At 32.8% G+C, this 16,149-nt stretch carries 18 protein-coding genes and 1 pseudogene; 11 read left to right on the forward strand and 8 right to left on the reverse strand.

The window, feature by feature from the left end; translation table 11 throughout:
• Positions 1 to 5: 5 nt before the first annotated feature.
• Together dapA and ACWGOQ_RS17280 are read right to left on the reverse strand one after the other, a co-directional pair.
• Complete coding sequence (gene dapA / locus ACWGOQ_RS17275) at positions 6 to 884, reverse strand: 4-hydroxy-tetrahydrodipicolinate synthase (RefSeq protein ID WP_452059404.1); 879 nt, start codon at positions 882 to 884, stop codon at positions 6 to 8.
• The gene (locus ACWGOQ_RS17280; protein ID WP_452059405.1) at positions 881 to 1,405 is read right to left on the reverse strand and encodes a DUF6913 domain-containing protein; all 525 of its coding nucleotides are present in this window, start codon (positions 1,403 to 1,405) and stop codon (positions 881 to 883) included. The genes dapA and ACWGOQ_RS17280 overlap by 4 nt, the downstream gene beginning before the upstream one ends.
• A 1,751-nt stretch (positions 1,406 to 3,156) precedes the next feature.
• Here ACWGOQ_RS17280 and ACWGOQ_RS17285 point away from each other — a divergent pair.
• The 3 genes and pseudogenes from ACWGOQ_RS17285 to ACWGOQ_RS17295 form a co-directional block, all read left to right on the forward strand.
• Positions 3,157 to 3,381 (forward strand): hypothetical protein, encoded by a 225-nt coding sequence (locus ACWGOQ_RS17285; protein WP_452059406.1) that lies wholly within the window; start codon positions 3,157 to 3,159, stop codon positions 3,379 to 3,381.
• Between the two features lie 10 nt (positions 3,382 to 3,391).
• A complete protein-coding gene (locus tag ACWGOQ_RS17290) occupies positions 3,392 to 3,583 on the forward strand; it encodes a hypothetical protein (protein ID WP_452059407.1) in 192 nt (63 codons plus the stop codon).
• A pseudogene (locus ACWGOQ_RS17295) lies at positions 3,583 to 3,938 on the forward strand (transposase); the annotation flags it as partial. The gene ACWGOQ_RS17290 and the pseudogene ACWGOQ_RS17295, both read left to right, overlap by 1 nt.
• 130 nt (positions 3,939 to 4,068) lie before the next feature.
• On the opposite strand, the gene ligA reads toward ACWGOQ_RS17295, so the two are convergent.
• From ligA to ACWGOQ_RS17315, 4 genes are read right to left on the reverse strand one after another with little or no spacing between them, the layout of a single operon-like run.
• Complete coding sequence (ligA, locus tag ACWGOQ_RS17300; protein WP_452059408.1) at positions 4,069 to 6,063, reverse strand: NAD-dependent DNA ligase LigA; 1,995 nt, start codon at positions 6,061 to 6,063, stop codon at positions 4,069 to 4,071.
• Positions 6,064 to 6,110: 47 nt separating this feature from the next.
• Positions 6,111 to 6,701, reverse strand: coding sequence for an LOG family protein (locus ACWGOQ_RS17305; RefSeq protein WP_452059409.1), 591 nt, complete (start codon positions 6,699 to 6,701; stop codon positions 6,111 to 6,113).
• A gap of 7 nt (positions 6,702 to 6,708) precedes the next feature.
• Positions 6,709 to 7,542, reverse strand: coding sequence for a peptide chain release factor N(5)-glutamine methyltransferase (prmC, locus tag ACWGOQ_RS17310; RefSeq protein ID WP_452059410.1), 834 nt, complete (start codon positions 7,540 to 7,542; stop codon positions 6,709 to 6,711).
• 32 nt (positions 7,543 to 7,574) lie between these two features.
• Positions 7,575 to 8,060, reverse strand: a complete 486-nt coding sequence (locus ACWGOQ_RS17315; protein ID WP_452059411.1) for a GNAT family N-acetyltransferase — start codon at positions 8,058 to 8,060, stop codon at positions 7,575 to 7,577.
• Positions 8,061 to 8,153: 93 nt separating this feature from the next.
• On the opposite strand from ACWGOQ_RS17315, the gene ACWGOQ_RS17320 reads away from it, so the two are divergent.
• From ACWGOQ_RS17320 to ACWGOQ_RS17340, 5 genes are read left to right on the forward strand one after another with little or no spacing between them, the layout of a single operon-like run.
• Positions 8,154 to 8,615 carry an LEA type 2 family protein gene (locus ACWGOQ_RS17320; RefSeq protein ID WP_452059412.1) on the forward strand — a complete coding sequence of 154 codons (462 nt, stop codon included), beginning with the start codon at positions 8,154 to 8,156 and terminating at the stop codon, positions 8,613 to 8,615.
• 6 nt (positions 8,616 to 8,621) lie between these two features.
• On the forward strand, positions 8,622 to 9,665 hold the full coding sequence (ribD, locus tag ACWGOQ_RS17325; RefSeq protein WP_458202834.1) for a bifunctional diaminohydroxyphosphoribosylaminopyrimidine deaminase/5-amino-6-(5-phosphoribosylamino)uracil reductase RibD: 1,044 nt from the start codon (positions 8,622 to 8,624) through the stop codon (positions 9,663 to 9,665).
• Positions 9,658 to 10,266: an HAD family hydrolase gene (locus ACWGOQ_RS17330; RefSeq protein ID WP_452059414.1), complete on the forward strand. Its 609-nt coding sequence runs from the start codon at positions 9,658 to 9,660 to the stop codon at positions 10,264 to 10,266. Before ribD ends, ACWGOQ_RS17330 begins: the two co-directional genes overlap by 8 nt.
• Positions 10,263 to 11,132: an EamA family transporter gene (locus tag ACWGOQ_RS17335; RefSeq protein ID WP_452059415.1), complete on the forward strand. Its 870-nt coding sequence runs from the start codon at positions 10,263 to 10,265 to the stop codon at positions 11,130 to 11,132. The genes ACWGOQ_RS17330 and ACWGOQ_RS17335 overlap by 4 nt, the downstream gene beginning before the upstream one ends.
• 12 nt (positions 11,133 to 11,144) lie before the next feature.
• Positions 11,145 to 11,759 (forward strand): IMPACT family protein, encoded by a 615-nt coding sequence (locus tag ACWGOQ_RS17340; RefSeq protein ID WP_452059416.1) that lies wholly within the window; start codon positions 11,145 to 11,147, stop codon positions 11,757 to 11,759.
• On the opposite strand, the gene ACWGOQ_RS17345 is transcribed toward ACWGOQ_RS17340, so the two are convergent.
• The gene (locus tag ACWGOQ_RS17345; protein ID WP_452059417.1) at positions 11,748 to 12,161 is read right to left on the reverse strand and encodes an acyl-CoA thioesterase; all 414 of its coding nucleotides are present in this window, start codon (positions 12,159 to 12,161) and stop codon (positions 11,748 to 11,750) included. The two genes, ACWGOQ_RS17340 and ACWGOQ_RS17345, sit on opposite strands and share 12 nt — an antisense overlap.
• Before the next feature lie 192 nt (positions 12,162 to 12,353).
• On the opposite strand from ACWGOQ_RS17345, the gene dnaA reads away from it, so the two are divergent.
• From dnaA to ACWGOQ_RS17360, 3 genes are all read left to right on the forward strand, one after another.
• On the forward strand, positions 12,354 to 13,781 hold the full coding sequence (gene dnaA, locus ACWGOQ_RS17350) for a chromosomal replication initiator protein DnaA (protein ID WP_452059418.1): 1,428 nt from the start codon (positions 12,354 to 12,356) through the stop codon (positions 13,779 to 13,781).
• Between the two features lie 12 nt (positions 13,782 to 13,793).
• A complete protein-coding gene (locus ACWGOQ_RS17355) occupies positions 13,794 to 14,246 on the forward strand; it encodes a low molecular weight protein-tyrosine-phosphatase (protein WP_452059419.1) in 453 nt (150 codons plus the stop codon).
• 214 nt (positions 14,247 to 14,460) lie between these two features.
• Complete coding sequence (locus tag ACWGOQ_RS17360) at positions 14,461 to 15,192, forward strand: SAM-dependent methyltransferase (RefSeq protein WP_452059420.1); 732 nt, start codon at positions 14,461 to 14,463, stop codon at positions 15,190 to 15,192.
• An 11-nt stretch (positions 15,193 to 15,203) separates the two neighbouring features.
• On the opposite strand, the gene ACWGOQ_RS17365 is transcribed toward ACWGOQ_RS17360, so the two are convergent.
• Positions 15,204 to 15,848: a peptidoglycan-binding protein LysM gene (locus tag ACWGOQ_RS17365; protein WP_452059421.1), complete on the reverse strand. Its 645-nt coding sequence runs from the start codon at positions 15,846 to 15,848 to the stop codon at positions 15,204 to 15,206.
• Positions 15,849 to 16,149: the final 301 nt, after the last annotated feature.

The following is a 16,149-nucleotide window of genomic DNA, read 5'->3' on the forward strand; positions in this document are numbered from 1 at the left end:
AAAACCTACTTATTTATTCTTATAAAATCCTTTATTTTTGCAGCTAAATCCTGAGAAACAGAAATCAGAGGTAGTCGAACATAGTCATCGCAAATATCTTTTTGTTTCAAAATATTCTTGATCCCTGCCGGATTGCCCTCCTCGAACGCATATTCCAAAACGGGTAATAGCTTATACAAAATATTGAATGATTTTTTGTTTTCGCCTGCTAGACCTAAACGAATCATTTCAGAAAATTCTTTTGGGAAACCTTGTCCGACAACACTAATGACACCATCTCCCCCTGCTGTCACCAAAGGAAGTGCCAGCGCATCATCTCCAGAAATAACAAAGAAATCATTTGGTTTGTTTTTGAGGATTTTAAGAACCTGAGTAAAATCTCCTGTTGCTTCTTTAACACCTACAATTCTGTCTAATTGTGCTAGTCTGAGGGTGGTTTCGGCGGTCATATTTGTACCTGTTCTAGAAGGAACGTTGTATAACAAAATTGGTAACGGAGCATGATCATTAATCTCCTTATAATGTTGATAAATTCCTTCTTGAGTGGGTCTATTGTACATAGGCACCACCGATAAAATCACATCAAAATCTGATACATCTGTATCCTTCATCTCTTGAACAATAGCGGCTGTATTGTTTCCACCAATACCGATAACAAGAGGTAATCTTTTATTGTTAACTTTTACAATATGCGATATTAATCCTTTTTTTTCTTCTTTAGAAAGTGTCACCGATTCTGCAGTAGTTCCTAAAACTACTAAATACTCTACTCCACCACTGATACAAAATTCAACTAAGGACTCTAGACCTTCAAAATCGATTGAACCATTACTATTAAAAGGTGTTGCCAATGCTACACCAGTCCCTCTTAGAAAAGCATTCATATTATCTGTAAAATTTTTAAATATTTTTTTAATTCGGAAATAAAAAGATTGTTGTCCTGTTGAGCAGCCCCAATAACTAAATCATTAATCCGATTATCAACTTCGGCAAAACCAACCTTAAACTTAGCTTTTGAAGCCACAGCTACATAATCTAGTTCTAATTTACTTTCTGAATAAAAGTTTATTAAAACATCATATTCCTTTTTTATAAAATCATTAAGTGAACTGCTCTTAATGGATCCATTTACCCCAAAACTTTTGTCATTATAATATGCTGCCTCTTGGTCATCAGATATCTCCTTATGATCCTCTTTGTATCCCATCACTTTTAATCTATCTGATTTCACACCCAACTCGTTTGCTAGCTTTACAACAGATAACACATTCACAGATTGTGATGCATCAATTAGAACTGCCAGACTCTTGATACCTGAAACCTCTTTTGATTGAGGTTTTCTTTTTTTTAAGTGAGATTCAATGCTTTTTTTTAATGCATTTCTTTTAAGACGCTTTAAAATCATTTATAAAAAAGATTAAGAAACAAATGTAGCTAATTTACATTTTAAAAATATGCAGTTCACTGCAAGAAAATAGAAAAACTAATAATGTTTTTATGTTTTAGTTATCTAATTAACAATACAGCCTATTATGTTTAATATGAAATTTATTTATGAGAATAATGCAAAACATTACCAATTTGCTTATCAACATATTAAAAACCAGTAACCAACTAGAAAAACGCTACATTATCTGGTTTCAAACCCTCTTGTCCTATAAAAAATTTAATTAAAAAATAAAGCCCAAAAAATTGTAAGGCATTAGTGATAACCACAAATATATCGAGATGAACATACAGCTTATTAAGTATTGTGAGAATATTGACAATAAGAAAATAAGATCCGGCTATCATTAGGGAAGAGCTTACGATCGTTTTACTATTGATATATATATAATAACAAAAGCCAATGAACAAAATAAATAGGACGATTAGCACATTAAAATAAACTTGATCACTATTGGTGTTTAACGAAATTATATCAGCTACTGAGTATACCACATAGATGATCAAACTCATTGGCATACCTAATTGGATCGTAAATATTTTCTTCAGCCGTATTTTGACTTTTTGCATGTTCTTCCATAACAAAACCATATTGATAGCGTATTATATGGATGAAAGTATGTTTTTTATTCCAAAATATCGTTTGAAATCAATTACAGAAAGTATTTCGGCTGCTAACATAAGGAGCAGTATAATAGGTACTAAATAATTAATTCTTTCCGCTGCTATCACATAAAAAAAAACAGACAGAGACAATTACCAGCACTTTAGAGTATATCAACTACGCTTCCATAAAAATTGCAGTTAGCAAGAGTATAGCACCCGAAACGAATAATAATTAGTATACTAGTTTTCTTTTATCCAATCGTATTCTGATTTACCATTGAAACCCTTCAAATTCTTCAAATTCTTCAGTTTTGAAGTTTTATTTTTAGTAACTATATAAGTTCACAAATAAAAGTAGTCGATATACTAAATTTATCTGACCATTTTCATCCGCAACAACTTAAAGCCAAAAAACTTAATGATTTTTTTAATTCACTATTTATATCATATATACATTTGCGCTAACGATGTAAAGCGATATCGGATTGAGAAAACTAAGGAAATTAACTTATTATCAAGTTCTTAATGACCCAACATACAAATAACCAATCGAAATGCTTTTACTTCTTAAACATGTTATAGATAATACATGGTGATTACATTAGGATAGTTTACTGAAGGTATTTATTGTAGGATTCGCTAGACAAATCCTAGTACCTGCAATACTATCAAACAAGAAAATAAAATGTTAGTAGTTTCTTCTCATTCAATAAATTTAGGTCACCATATAAGCGGAAATAACCCCACAAACAAGCAATGTTACACAACTTTTCCTTATGTTAAGGAACTAAATTTCAGTTAAATAAAAGACTCTCTGAAAATCACAATATTACTAGCTCCTAATTTTTAAGGGGTTTGCATTAGAAATTTTAAACTTAACAAGGAAAAACACTGCTAATAATTTATACATAGAGTTTATAATCTTAAGCCCTAATGATGTTTCTAAAACTTATAACGTACGACTGTACCCATTAGCACCTTTTAACGCTCAATAACAAGGCTTTAAGAATCCTAAATCACTAAATTTGGAAAGAATTTTAAGTTATTGCGTAATCCGAAAAGCTAGAATAGAGTAGGAATTAAACACTTTTAAAATCTCAAAAAATGAATGTACTTCAAAATCTTAAAAAATTTAAAATACCGAGGAATCAGCTCAAACTGATAAGCGGAGGATCCTCAGCTATTTTGGCGGGACCAGAACATACACATGAATGTTCCTGTGCTAATCAACCAGGAACTTGGACTGGAAATTATGGTTCTCAAAGTAGAGCTGAATCCTCACTTGCTAGATTGTGTGAGGATGGTCAAGGTTCTTGTTCAACTATTTAAAAAAAATAATATGAAATCATTTGCAGATTTAAAAAAATTTAGAATTCCAAAAGAACAATTAAAATTCATTAATGGATCAACTAGTGGTGGTTGCCAAACCGCCTGTGAAGATGCTTGCTGGCATTTTATAGTGGTTACTGAAAACGAACCAAGTATGTCAGATCTTCAAAATTGTCAAAGCGATTGTTCGTTTTTTTGTTAGTAGTTTGGAAATTTAAAAAGTCTTTAGAGGTGATATAAAACATTTTTATAGTGCTCCTAATAAAGAAATGGCTAAAGTAGAATTAGATTGCTTTGCTGAAAAATGGAACGATAGATATCCTTATGCGGTTCAGTAACGAGGCAGTAACTGGGAGAAACTTGCCGTGTTCTTTGATTTCCCTTTAAAAATAAGAAAAATTTTTACACCACTAATCTAATAGAAAATCTTAATTGGAAAAATCAGAAAATACACTAAAAACAAGATGAACTTCCTAAAAGATAACGCTCTGAAAAAATCTGTATATTTATCACTGATGTAAATTACTAAGAAATGGACGCAGCCAATTCGTAATTGAGTACTCATTCTTAATCAGTTCTTAACTATATTAGAAAAAAGGTCCTAGTTTAATAAAGTTCAACCCCATATAATTATTATTTACACAAAATAATGGATACCGTCAATTTTTATGAGCGTCCTTACCCTCATTACGCTAACAAGTTAAGAAAATCATCCTCACTTATCATTTCAATTCCAAGTTTACCTGCTTTTTCTAACTTGCTAGGCCCCATATTAGCACCGGCTACTAGGTATGTTGTTTTTGAGGAGATTGAACTAGACACCTTACCTCCATTATCTTCAATAAGTTTCTTAAGTTCATTTCGCGATACTTTTTCAAATACGCCAGAAACCACAAAAGTCTGACCTTTTAAAGTATCCGTCTGATTTGCTAATTTATCGGCAGAAATTTGTAATTGAACTCCACACCCGATAAGCCTCTGAACCAGCGTCAGGTTTGCATCAGAATTAAAAAAATCTCTAACACTTTGGGCTATTTTTATACCAATCTCATCTACATTTACTAAATCTTCTTCGGTGGCCGTAATAATAGCGTTTATAGATTTGTAGTGTTTTGCCAATTTTTTTGCTACTGTTTCTCCTACATATCTGATTCCTAAGCCGAATAAAACTCTTTCGAAAGGGACTTCTTTAGATTTTAAAATCCCTTCTATTAAATTATCCGCACTTTTTTCTGCCATCCTTTCTAAAGGAATGACTTGCTCTTTTTTCAACTCATATAAATCCGCATAATTGGCAATCAACCCTTCTTTTACCAGCAAGGCTACAGTTTCACCACCTAAACCATCTATATCCAATGCTTTACGCGAAATGTAATGCTGTATTCTTCCTATAATCTGAGGAGGACAACCATATATATTAGGGCAATAATGTTGTGCTTCGCCTTCTTTTCTTAATAATACAGTATCACATTCTGGACACGAGGTTATATACGCTGTAGGAACAGAGTTTTTATTCCTTTTGGTAAAATCAACACTCACAATTTTTGGGATGATCTCTCCTCCTTTTTCTACAAATACAGTATCTTCTTCTCTTATATCGAGTTTAGCAATCTGATCCGCATTATGTAAAGATGCTCTTTTTACAGTAGTACCTGCTAATTGAACAGGTTCTAGGTTCGCTACCGGTGTAATCGCTCCTGTTCTACCTACTTGATATGTAATTTCAATAAGTTTGGTGATTGCTTGCTCTGCCTTAAACTTGTAAGCCATCGCCCATCTCGGTGCTTTAGAAGTAAAACCAAGCTCTTCTTGCTGTTGAATGTCATTTACTTTAACAACCACACCATCTGTCTCATATGGTAAATCTCTTCTTTTTTGATCCCAGAGATTAATGAACTCCAAAACTTCGTCTACAGAATGAACCAATCGTGATTCTTCTGGAACTTTAAACCCCCACTCTCGTGCTTTCTCAAGACTTGTATATTGCGTTGTAATTCCTAGTCGATCACCCACAAGGTTGTATAGAAGGCAATCCAACGGACGCTTTGCTGTCTCACTGCTATCTTGAAGTTTCAAACTACCAGAGGCAGTATTCCTAGGATTTGCATAGGGTTCTTCTCCTGCAGCAATTCGTTCCTGATTCATCTTTGCAAAACCTTCGTATGGTAACACAATCTCTCCTCGGATATCAAATTTTGGAGGATAATCTCCTTTAAGTTTCAAAGGAACGGATTTGATGGTTTTTACATTGGTAGTTACATCATCTCCCTGAATTCCATCTCCTCTGGTCACTGCTCGCATTAACTCTCCTTTTTCATAGGTAAGGTTAATTGATGCACCATCATATTTAAGCTCACAAGTATAGCTCACCTTACCATCAACTAATTTTTTGATTCTAGCTTCCCAATCTAATAGATCTTCTTTCGAATATGAATTATCCAATGAATACATTCGTTGCTCATGAACTACGGTATCAAAATTCTTTGTAATCTCACCTCCAACCCGCAAAGTTGGCGAATTAGGATCATAAAATTCAGGATGTTTTTCTTCTAGTGCCTGGAGATCTTTGAGTTTCATATCGAACTCATAATCGCTTATCGTAGCTGCATCCAGTACATAATAATTATAATTATGTTGCCTTAATTCTTCTCTTAACTGATTGATTTGTTGTTCTATGTTCATTGTTCTAGTATCAGTTTTCGGGTATCGGTATTTTAGTATTCTTTTATTTATGTCCTATCTGATTTCAACCATTTTGGTACTGGCGCTGGTTTATACACTCTCATCTTCTTCAATAAACCATCAATGTTATCATCAACTAGCAGCAACTCATAGTTATCCATTTTCAAAAAACCATTATGAACCATGGTCTCTAACAGCTCGAGCAAAGAATCGTAGAACCCATTGATATTTAATAAACCTATTGGTTTTTGATGCAACCCTAATTGGGACCAAGTTATAATCTCAAACAATTCTTCTAGTGTACCAAAACCTCCTGGTAAGGTTATAAAACCATCACTCAATTCTTGCATTTTCATTTTACGTTCGTGCATATTATCCGTAGTCACAAGTTCCGTAAGACCTAAATGAACTATTTCTTTTAACTTAAGAAAACCTGGTATTACTCCTATTACCTTTCCATTATGGGTAAGTGCTCCTTCTGCCACTTTTCCCATCACACCAATTTTTGCGGCTCCATATATGAGAGTGATGTCTTGTTCTGCTAGTTTTTGTCCTAACGATAGGGCGTCATCAATCACTTTGAGATCATTGCCTTCACTACTTCCACAAAAAACACAAATAGAAGTTAAGTTGTTCATAATTTCTTTAGTTTTTAATAAAATCTGCTCGTATCATACGATTATTTCCATACAAATCTTTACGAATTTCTACAGATGAAAATCCCATTTTTTGGATCATTTTTTTGGTTTCTTTGCCAAGATATTGATTAATTTCAAAATACAATACACCTTCGGAAGTAAGACTTTGTTTAGCTAATTTTGTGATCTTTTTGTAAAAAATCAATGGATCGTTATTCGGTACAAAAAGTGCCAAATGGGGTTCGTTATCCAATACATTGGGTTTAATTTCTTGCTTCTCCAGTTCTCTAACATACGGAGGATTAGAGACAATAATATCGAAGTTATTCGATAATACACTCATTGTCAATATATTATTTTGATAAAACTTTATTTGAACCTTATTACATAGCGCATTTTCTTTTGCCATTTTCAAAGCTTCTTCAGAAACATCAACCGCAAACACATCTGCTTGGGGTAAGTGTTTAGCCAATGAAATTGCTATACAACCACTACCTGTTCCAATATCTAAAATTCTCAGTTTCCTGTGTCCTACTTTGTGATGATACTCTTTAATGATCCAGTCTACTAATTCTTCGGTTTCGGGTCTTGGAATTAATACACTTTGATTCACTTTTAACAGCAGCCCATAAAAACTTGTATCTCCTACTATATACTGAATGGGATCGTGATTTGATAATCGTTTTTTTGCATCAAGAAATTGAGATAGTTGCTCTTTATCAACATCGGTATGTAATGCCATAGCAACGTCAACTCGCTTTAATTTCAGAATTTTTTCAGAAAGTATATAAAAAAATGACAGTATTTCATCAGGCTCATATAATCCTGATAAAGAATCCATAAAATCTTTTCTAAGGTGTTTAAGCCTCAAACCTATAGCTCTTTTATCATCCACGCTTGACAACTATAATGTCCCGTATCACCCATAGGTGCATCTAGAGATGTAAATCCAACTCTTCCATAGAGTTTTCTGGCACCTTTCATATACGGCATCGTTTCTAAGTAACATTTAGAAAACCTTTGCTCTCTGGCAAAATCTAGGCACTTGTTCATCATTTGAAACCCCAATCCTTTTCCTCTTGCCTCTGGAAGAAAATACATCTTCTGAAGCTCACATATTTCTGGACTTTCTTTTTCTAATTGTGCAATTCCGGCTCCACCGATTATGCAACCGTTGTCCTCCACAACAAAGTATCTTTTTCTGGGAGCATTATAAGTTTCATACATCACATCCAATGCTTCATCTGCATATGCAGTTCCTACTTTGGGAACTCCCATCTCTATTAATACATCCCTAATTACCTGAGCTAAAGCTTTATTGTCTTCCGGAGCAACCGAACGAATTTTTATGGTACTCATTATAATTTATAAACATTACTTTTGTTAATCTCGAATCTCACGATATCTCTTTTTTAATCTGATGAAATATACATTAAATCTTTACAGTAATCAATGAAGAAGTTTTTATTATTATCAACAATATTAACGTGTATAATAAGTTGTTCTGTATCCAGAAAACCAGAATTTAAATACATTAGCAATATCGAAGTTAAAAATGTCAGTATGCGCAATGTAACACTTAAGGCAGATGCAATATTTCACAATCCAAATAATCTCAGTGGAAAACTTTCTCTAAATGATATTCATATTTTTGTTGATAACATAGATATGGGCACCATATCGTCTCAGAGTTTTGATGTCCCTCCAAAAAGAGAATTTATAATTCCAATAGAAGGAAAAGTTTCTTTATCAAAAATATATAGCGAATATAAAAACAATCTTTTGGGTAGTGTGCTAAAAATTGTTCAAACGGATTCTCTTCTTGTTCATTATAAAGGTAATATTCTATATAATTTTGGAAGTTTTTCTTATCCTTATAACATTGACAAAGAACAAAAGATACGTTTAAAATAAGATTAGGTGAATATACACGAAATATACATGAGACGATGTATCCAGATTGCAACAAACGCTCTGGGCAGTGCACGACCAAATCCAATGGTAGGATGTGTTATTGTATATAACCAAGTTATTGTAGGAGAAGGATTTACAAGTCCTTATGGTGGAAATCACGCTGAAGTGAATGCAATAGCTTCTGTAAAAGATACTTCGGTTTTAAAAGAAGCAACGCTATACGTAACCTTAGAGCCTTGCTCGCATTTTGGAAAAACACCACCGTGTAGTGATTTAATTATCAAACACCAGATACCCAATGTGATTATTGGAACTATTGATACTCATAGCATAGTAGCAGGAAAAGGCATTAAAAAACTAAAAAATGCAGGGTGTAAAGTTGCCGTAGGGATTTTAGAAAATGAATGCCAGAAACATCACAAACGTTTTTTTACTTTTCATAATAAAAAAAGACCATATGTAGTTCTAAAATGGGCACAAACAGCAGACGGCTTTATTGCTCCAAAAAAAATGACAAAAAGAGCACCTGTATGGATCACAAGTAAGTATTCCAGACAACTGGTTCACAAATGGCGGGCAGAAGAACACGCTATTTTGGTAGGAAATAGAACCGTTATAAAAGATAATCCAAAACTTACCATTAGAAATTGGTCAGGTCATCATCCAATAAGAATAGTAATTGATCTATCAAACAAAATCCCACAAGAATCAAATATTCTGGATCAAAAAGTAAAAACTATTATAATAACTTCAGAAAACTATAAAAAAGAGAATCGTAATAATTTGTTATACGAAACCATTCATGCTGAAAATAATATAGCAGCAGAAATTTGTGATATTTTATACAAACACGAAATTCAATCTGTAATTATCGAAGGAGGCAGTTATACGCTACAATCTTTTATCAATACAAATCTATGGGACGAAGCACGGGTATTTACAGGTGCAAACTATTTTGAAAAAGGAATCGAAGCTCCAATACTAAAAGCTACACTTATTCTAGAGGAAAAAATTATGAATGACACGTTAAGCATATATCAAAATGATTAGAACTATAATTTTTGATTTTGGGGATGTCTTTATCAACCTCGACAAACCGGCGACTATAAAAGAACTCTCTGAGCTTGGCATTACTGCCGTAAGTAAGGAGTTAGGAACCATCAATGAATTATACGAAACTGGTGACATCAGTACGTTAGACTTCATTAATTATTATCAAAAACTACTTCCTAAGGTTTCTGCTGAACAGATAAAAAATGCTTGGAATGCTATTCTGAAAGATTTTCCGAAGCATCGTTTAGAATTTATTGAAAAATTAGCTGCCGAGAAGAAGTATAAATTAATTTTATTGAGCAACACCAACGAGTTACACATCAATTGGATTAAGGAAAACATCTCGTTTTATTCGAATTTTAGATCCTGTTTTGATGATTTTTACCTTTCCTACGAAATACACCTTAGGAAACCTAATCCGGATATTTTTCGTTTTGTCCTAGAGACCCATAACCTAACCCCTTCAGAAACGCTTTTTATAGATGACACTTTAGCCAATACTCTTACTGCTCAAAAATTAGGGATGCACATTTGGAACAACAATCCCAAAAATGAAGACATTACTAATTTATTTACCGTAAAATCTACTTTATTTTGATCTACTTACTATTAAGCATCGTAGCCTCAAGTTGGATTTTAATCACTTTTAAGTTATTTGCCAAGTACAAAATAGACACTATGCAGGCCATAATCTTCAATTATGTTGTCGCTTCAGTTTCGGGTTTTATTGCGTATACTGAACCCATAAAAATTACTAGCATCATTGAATATAATTGGTTTTACGGAACAATAGCTTTAGGGTTTATCTTTATACTCATTTTCAATTTAATGGCAATTACAACACAAAAAAACGGTATTTCTGTAGCGGCAGTAGCAACCAAAATGAGTGTTGCTATACCTGTCGTTTTTGGAATCATTGTGTATAAAGAAAGTACCGGGGCCTTAAAAATGACTGGGATCGTTATGGCTTTAGTTGCCGTTTACTTGACATCCATAAAAACAGTTGGTGGAATTTCAATAAAAAAAGAAAATCTTATATATCCATTATTGGTTTTTTTAGGAAGTGGTATTATAGATACCAGTCTGAAGTTTATGGAAACCACTTATGTTGCAAAAATGGATGTACCTATTTTTTCTGCAACTATCTTTGGTTTTGCCGCGATATTAGGAATGTTTATGCTAATCTATCTGGCAGCAAAAGGGACATTAAAAATTACTTTTAAAAATATTGTTGCTGGAATTTGTTTAGGGATACCAAACTATTTTTCTATTTATTTTTTAATTCAGGCCTTAAGAAATGATCATCTCGATAGTTCTACTGTATTTATCATTAACAATGTAGCAATATTGTTAGTTTCCACATTTGCAGGAATTCTTTTTTTCAAAGAAAAAATACTAGTAAAGAACTGGGTAGGTATCCTACTTGCAATAATCAGTATTTTACTAGTTACTTTTTCTATTTAACAATAAGCGATTTTGAATATAAAAGACACATACAAAACCATTAATAACCCAGGAGAAGAAGTCTTGTTTAAAGACAAAAACAGTAAATTTTTTGGATACGCTTTCCCAATTTCAGCAGAAGAAGATGTTAAGCAATTCATTGATTTTTTAAAAAAACAACACCGTACAGCAGGACATTGGTGCTATGCTTGGCAATTAGGAACAGAGCAGATCAGGTATCGAAGCAATGATGATGGCGAACCATCAAATTCAGCAGGGCAACCCATTTATGGTCAGATTCAGTCTTTTGAAGTGACCAATATTTTAATTGTAGTAGTTCGTTATTTTGGTGGTGTTAAGCTTGGTGTAGGAGGATTAATCAATGCATATAGAACGGCTGCACAACTAGCTCTGGAATCCTCTAAAATAATAGAAAAAACTATTAACATTAATTTTTGTATCTCTTTTCAATATAAAAACATGAATAAGGTTATGCGAATTATTAAGGAGAAACAATTAATCATCACAAATCAAAAATTAGAATCAGACTGCAAATTATTTATTTCCGTAAGAAAAAAGATTTCTGATGAAATAAAAGATCTTTTCTCTGCGTTGTACGAAGTAGACATCAAACGATTAGAAGATTAATTCTTTTTCTATAATTTCTAAAACATATGTAGGGCATAAAATTGGCTTTCTGGTTTTAGCATCAACAAATACCAATGTAGAGGAAGCAATTGTTAATAAATCTTGATGTTGATTATAGATCTCATAGTCAAAAACGATTTTAAATGTAGGTATTTTCTTAAGCGAAGTTTTAACAGTTAATTCATCGTCAAAGAAAGCAGATTTCTTAAATTTAAAATCTAATGTAAATACAGGAAGCATAACACCGTTTTCCTCCATCGATTTATAAGAGACACCTAATCGTGATAACCAATCAATTCGGGCTAATTCCAAATATTGTGCATAATTGCCGTGATGTACGACTCCCATTTGATCGGTTTCAGAATATCTAACTTTTAATAAAGTTTCAGTAGTGATTGACATGTATTTGGATAAAAAAGAGATAAGCAATGCAAAATTACATTTACTTAAGTATGCGAAAAAAATAATTAAAATTCAACCCCAAAATCGTTTTTTTTTTACATTTTTTGTTCACATATTTGTCAAGCAAAAAAAGAAGGAACTTTTTCAACAATATTCTGTTAATAACCATAAAAAAATAATCTAACCACTCTGATGAATATAACCGCGCAATCAGTTTGGGATAATTGTCTGTCCTTTATAGAGGACAACATTACCCCTCAAGCTTTTAAAACCTGGTTTGAACCTATAAAGGCTGTAAAGCTTTCAGATAGCGCATTAAGTATTCAAGTACCCAGTAAATTTTTCTATGAATGGCTCGAAGAGCATTATGTTAATCTTCTGAAGGTATCGTTAACTAGGGAATTAGGAGAAACTGCAAAATTGGTATACATTATTAAGATGGAAAACACGTATGGTAACAAAAAACCATTTACCGAAAAAATACCAAGTTCTAATAGGACAGCAGTAAGTTCTCAAGAGGTTGATGTACCTATCAAAAGCAAAAACCCTGAACTTAAAAATCCATTTGTAATCCCTGGGATTAGAAATGTAAAAATCGAATCTCAGCTAAATCCAAGTTACAATTTTGAAAATTTTTTAGAAGGAGACTCTAACCGATTGGCTAGATCTGCTGGTATGGCTGTAGCCAATAAACCGGGAGGTACTTCGTTTAATCCATTATTAATATTTGGTGGTGTCGGACTAGGAAAAACACATCTTGCACACGCAATTGGAGTTAATATAAAAGATAATTATCCAGAAAAAACAGTGCTATACATTTCTGCCGAAAAATTTACTCAGCAATATATAGAATCGGTAAAAAAGAATAATAGAAACGACTTTATACATTTTTATCAAATTATTGATGTATTAATTGTCGATGATATTCAGTTATTATCTGGAAAAGCAGGAACACAAGACGTTTTCTTTCACATTTTTAACCATTTACACCAGAATGGAAAGCAAGTAATTCTTACGAGTGACAAAGCTCCTGTGGATATGCAGGATATAGAACAACGATTACTTTCTCGTTTTAAATGGGGTTTATCGGCAGAATTACACCAACCAGACTTCGAGACTAGAATATCCATTATAAAAAACAAACTATACCGTGATGGCGTAGAAATGCCAGAAGATATTGTCGAATTTTTAGCAAATAACATCAAAACAAATATCAGAGAATTAGAAGGAGCAATCATTTCCTTAATTGCTCACTCTTCTTTCAATAAAAAAGATATTACCATTGATCTTGCTAAAGCAATAGTAGACAATTATGTCAAAAACACGAAAAGAGAAGTATCTATCGACTACATTCAAAAAGTTGTTAGTGATTATTTCCAAATGGATGTAGAAACACTTCAATCCAAGACCCGTAAACGCCATATTGTACAGGCGCGTCAATTAGCGATGTTTTTTGCTAAGAAACTGACCAAAGCCTCGTTAGCGAGCATTGGTACCCAAATTGGTAAAAGAGATCATGCAACAGTACTACATGCCTGCAAAACTGTAGATAATTTATCCTCTACAGACAAGCAATTTAGAAAATATGTAGAAGATCTTGGAAAAAAACTTACGCTCTAATTTTTAATTTACATGAAAATTAAAATTTTAATGGTTTGCCTCGGAAATATCTGTAGGTCACCATTGGCAGAAGGTATTTTGAAATCTAAGCTTGATCTTAAAAAATTTCAAGTAAATTCTTGTGGTACTAGCAATTATCATATTGGAGAAAAACCAGATAGCAGATCGATAGAAATAGCTAAAAAATATGGGATTGATATATCACATCAAAGAGCAGCACAATTCAAAATCAGTGATTTTGATACCTACGACCTCATCTTTCCTATGGATAAAGCTAACTACAATGATATTATAAAACTCGCACGTCACACAGAAGATAAAGGAAAAGTACAGCTCATCTTAAATGAACTACAACCCAAGGAAGATTTAGATGTTCCTGACCCGTACTACGGAGGACAACAAGGTTTTGAAAACGTCTATAAAATGCTCGATAAAGCTTGTGATCACCTAGCTGAAAGACTATAAATCGTGATTATTCGTAAAAAAACAAAGTTTTTGTATATTTAGTAACAATAAAACTAACTCAAATAGAAATACTTTGTGGAAAAAACTTTATTTCTTTATTTGTACTTTTCCGATTTCACAAATAAATCTGGGATTGCAGTTTAACACAAGGATCAAAAACATAACAACTATAAACCCCGATATACTTAATCCAAAATTACTTATCCAATAAATTATGGAATCCAAACCCTTCGATCCAAAAGGAAAATTATATTTAATACCTACCAGATTAGGTGATGATGTGCCGTTGGAAGTATTACCTATATCTATTAAAAAAGTTTTAGAACAAGTAAATCATTATATTGTTGAAAACGAAAAACCAGCAAGAAGATTCATCAAAAAAGTAAGTCCCAGTAAATCTCAACGCTCACTGATCATACATTCTGTCAATAAATATACCGATGCTTCAGAAATACCTAATTATTTAGCCCCTTGTCTTAATGGAGAATCTATAGGACTCCTTTCTGATGCTGGATGTCCTGGAATCGCAGATCCAGGTGCTGAAGTAGTACGATTAGCTCACGAAAAAGGAATTCAAGTAACTCCTTTGGTAGGGCCATCATCTATATTTCTGGCAATGATGAGTAGCGGGATGAATGGTCAAAACTTTTGCTTTAACGGCTATCTTCCGATTGATAAAAGTGAAAGAAAATCCAAAATAAAATCGTTAGAGAAATACTCTTTAGAGAAAGACCAAGCACAAATCTTTATAGAAACTCCTTATAGAAATGATAAAATGCTTGCAGACCTTATATCAATGTTAAGCCCATCTACTAGACTATGCGTAGCTAGTGACATCACACTTATTACAGAATACATTGCAACCAAGACCATAGAGGAATGGAAAAACGAAGATATAGAACTACATAAAAAGCCAACAATTTTTATTATACAACGGGATTATTAAAGCTAATTAAATTAAAGATAAGCTTTTGCTTTCCTATTTGGCTTTACGAATGAAGTATCAAATCCAGAAAATCGTTTCATATAGTATCGAATAGTTGTACCGAAAGCATCTGCAAACCCGTCTACTCCGCCACTACGTAAATATTTTTTAACCGAGCCTGGACCGGCAAGATGAGCAGCTGCTAATACACCAGATTCGGTCACAAGAACACCATTCATCCGCTTACCAACGAACCACTTAAGATCTCTTCTTAAAATCCACTTATTTCTAGAAAGATTAGCATAAAATGCTTTTTCCTGTAGTTCTGGACTAGAAAGAAACTCATTTCTGTTTTTTATACCAATCATCGCCAGAGTACTCATACCAAATTGATATTTGCCCAAATACCCAAATTGATTTACAACTCCATAATCACCTCTTGATTCTTTAAAGGCTAATGCCTCCTTAAAACCTACATATGATTTACCCAATTCTGGATAAATAAAATAATCCGGAAGATCATCTTCTATCTCGTTAAAGTTAGGAGCGATATAATACAGATCTAAACCTTCAGTGCTATATGAGCTTAAATCTATGTGTTTTTTTGGTGTAAAACTTACTAATAAGATTGCTCCGATTGTAAGAATTACAAAAAGTCCAATTATCCTTTTTATCATAAAAAAAATTTTCAAGCAGCCATCAAAAAGACGTTCCCCACTACTTAAATTTTTGCGGTGCAAATATACAGCTTTATTTTTAATAAAACACAGCCGTATGTTAAAAATATTATAATGTTGAAAAACAGGTGTTTATATAAAAAACATTGTTAAAAAACAGAAGAAAAAGATGAAAAAAACCTTAAAAAGCGCACTTAAACGTCAAATAGATAGTTTTAATCGATACAATTTAACTATCACCAACAATGTATAATTCACAAAATTTCAAACGATTTTGTGAATAAATTAATCTTATTTTTAT

Source organism: Aquimarina ulvae (assembly GCF_053613295.3).